Origin of the sequence: Rhabdothermincola sediminis (assembly GCF_014805525.1) — a bacterium.
Classification (GTDB): Bacteria; Actinomycetota; Acidimicrobiia; order Acidimicrobiales; family Acidimicrobilacustridaceae; genus Rhabdothermincola; species Rhabdothermincola sediminis.
In genome coordinates, this window is the sequence record NZ_JACFSZ010000045.1 from 1 (window position 1) to 1,444 (window position 1,444).

Below are 1,444 nucleotides of genomic sequence, written 5' to 3' on the forward strand. Positions count from 1 at the left end.
CCCAGCGACGATCTCTTTCACGAGCCCGAAGCCCAGCCGGAAACCGTCACTGCCGGGGCCCCTCTCCCGAGGCCACCCTACGTGGCCACCCACTCAAGCCGAGCGGGCAACCTCAGTGATACAAGCCTCATAACTACCGATGTTTGAAGCGCCCCAGGTTTCGTAGGGGCTCTCGCTATTGGGTCACTGTCAGGTCGGCGGTGACGGTCTGACGGTAGTCGGCGGCCTCGTGGGCTACCGGGGTGGTGTAGCGGGGACCGGGTGTGATCGTGCCGTGCAGGCGCCGGTTGTTGAACCAGTCGACGCAGGTCATCGTGGCGAACTCAACGTCCTCGATGCCGGCCCAGGGGTCCTGGCGGTAGATGAGCTCCCACCTGTAAAGCCGATTGGAATTACTCGGCGAGGGCGTTATCGAACGAGTCGCCCTTGGAGTCGACTGAGGCGACGATCTCGTTGACGGCGAGCCGGTCGGTGTAGCGAATGGACAGGTAGTGACCGGGTTCAACCAGTCGTTGCAACACCTGCGTGTTGGAGCGACCGTAGCTGTTCGTTGAGGGCTTCGGCCGGGGTCTTCGAGCCGAGGATCTTGCGGGAGAACACATTCGACGATGAACGCGACGTACACCCAGCCCGAATGGGTCTTCACGTAGGTGATGTCTGCCACCCACAAGCGGTTCGGTGCCGGTGCCCGGAACTGGCGGTCGACCAGATCCGCAATCCGCTCGAGGGTCGAGTCGCCCTGGGTGGTGCAGACCAAGGTGCGGCCCCGCCGACAGCCCACCCACAAGGCCCATCTCTCGCATCAGACGCTCGATCCGGCAGCACCCCACGCGGATGCCTCGATGTTCAGTTCGGCGTCGCGGATCGCGCGGGTGTCGGGCCCGGCTTCTCGGCGACCGAGCAGATCGCTTCCCACTGCGAGTCGTGCCGTGCTGCTGCTGGAGCACCAGCCGCAGCGCCCGCTCATCGCAGCTCGTTCGGATCCTTCCCATGTCATGGCATCGCTCCATCCTTCACTCAAGGTATGGAGCCTCCACCGATCCCGGGGTGCTTCACGGTTGGGTCTACCTGCACGTGATCGTGGACTGCTGCACCCGCGAGATCTGCGGCTGGACCCTCGACGTGCGCACCCGTGCGACCGAGGCGATCTGCTGTGTCGAAGCCGCGTTCATCGATCGTCAAGTCCGGCCCGGCGTACTGACACTCGGGACGAACAACGGTCGCAGTTCACCTCGCGAGACGTCCGCCGGCACCTCTCCGCTCGTGGAGTGACGCATCGTCGTAGCGGCTACCGCGACCCCGAGTCCCAGGCATTCAGGCTCTCCGCGATGAGGTGTGGGGCGGCGTGAGGTCGGGGCGCTCTTCGTAGGGGTCCACCAGCGCGGCCAAGGGTCTCGCCATTCTGCAGATGTCTGACGTCCGCAGAAGAAGTGGAGAGACCCTT

Annotated in this window: 3 protein-coding genes; 1 reads left to right on the plus strand and 2 read right to left on the minus strand. The window is 64.6% G+C overall.

Going from position 1 to position 1,444, the window contains the following annotated elements:
* Positions 1–175: 175 nt before the first annotated feature.
* Both HZF19_RS17560 and HZF19_RS17565 read right to left on the minus strand, forming a co-directional pair.
* On the minus strand, positions 176–313 hold the full coding sequence (locus HZF19_RS17560) for a hypothetical protein (RefSeq protein ID WP_208029814.1): 138 nt from the start codon (positions 311–313) through the stop codon (positions 176–178).
* A 79-nt stretch (positions 314–392) separates the two neighbouring features.
* Positions 393–521 carry a hypothetical protein gene (locus tag HZF19_RS17565; protein WP_372443478.1) on the minus strand — a complete coding sequence of 43 codons (129 nt, stop codon included), beginning with the start codon at positions 519–521 and terminating at the stop codon, positions 393–395.
* A gap of 526 nt (positions 522–1,047) precedes the next feature.
* Between HZF19_RS17565 and HZF19_RS16100 the strand changes: the two genes are divergently transcribed.
* Complete coding sequence (locus HZF19_RS16100; protein WP_208029815.1) at positions 1,048–1,272, plus strand: DDE-type integrase/transposase/recombinase; 225 nt, start codon at positions 1,048–1,050, stop codon at positions 1,270–1,272.
* Positions 1,273–1,444: the final 172 nt, after the last annotated feature.

Excerpts from the sequence above, each read along its gene's own strand:
- HZF19_RS17560 (WP_208029814.1), bottom strand. The coding sequence starts at position 313 with ATGACCTGCGTCGACTGGTTCAACAACCGGCGCCTGCACGGCACGATC.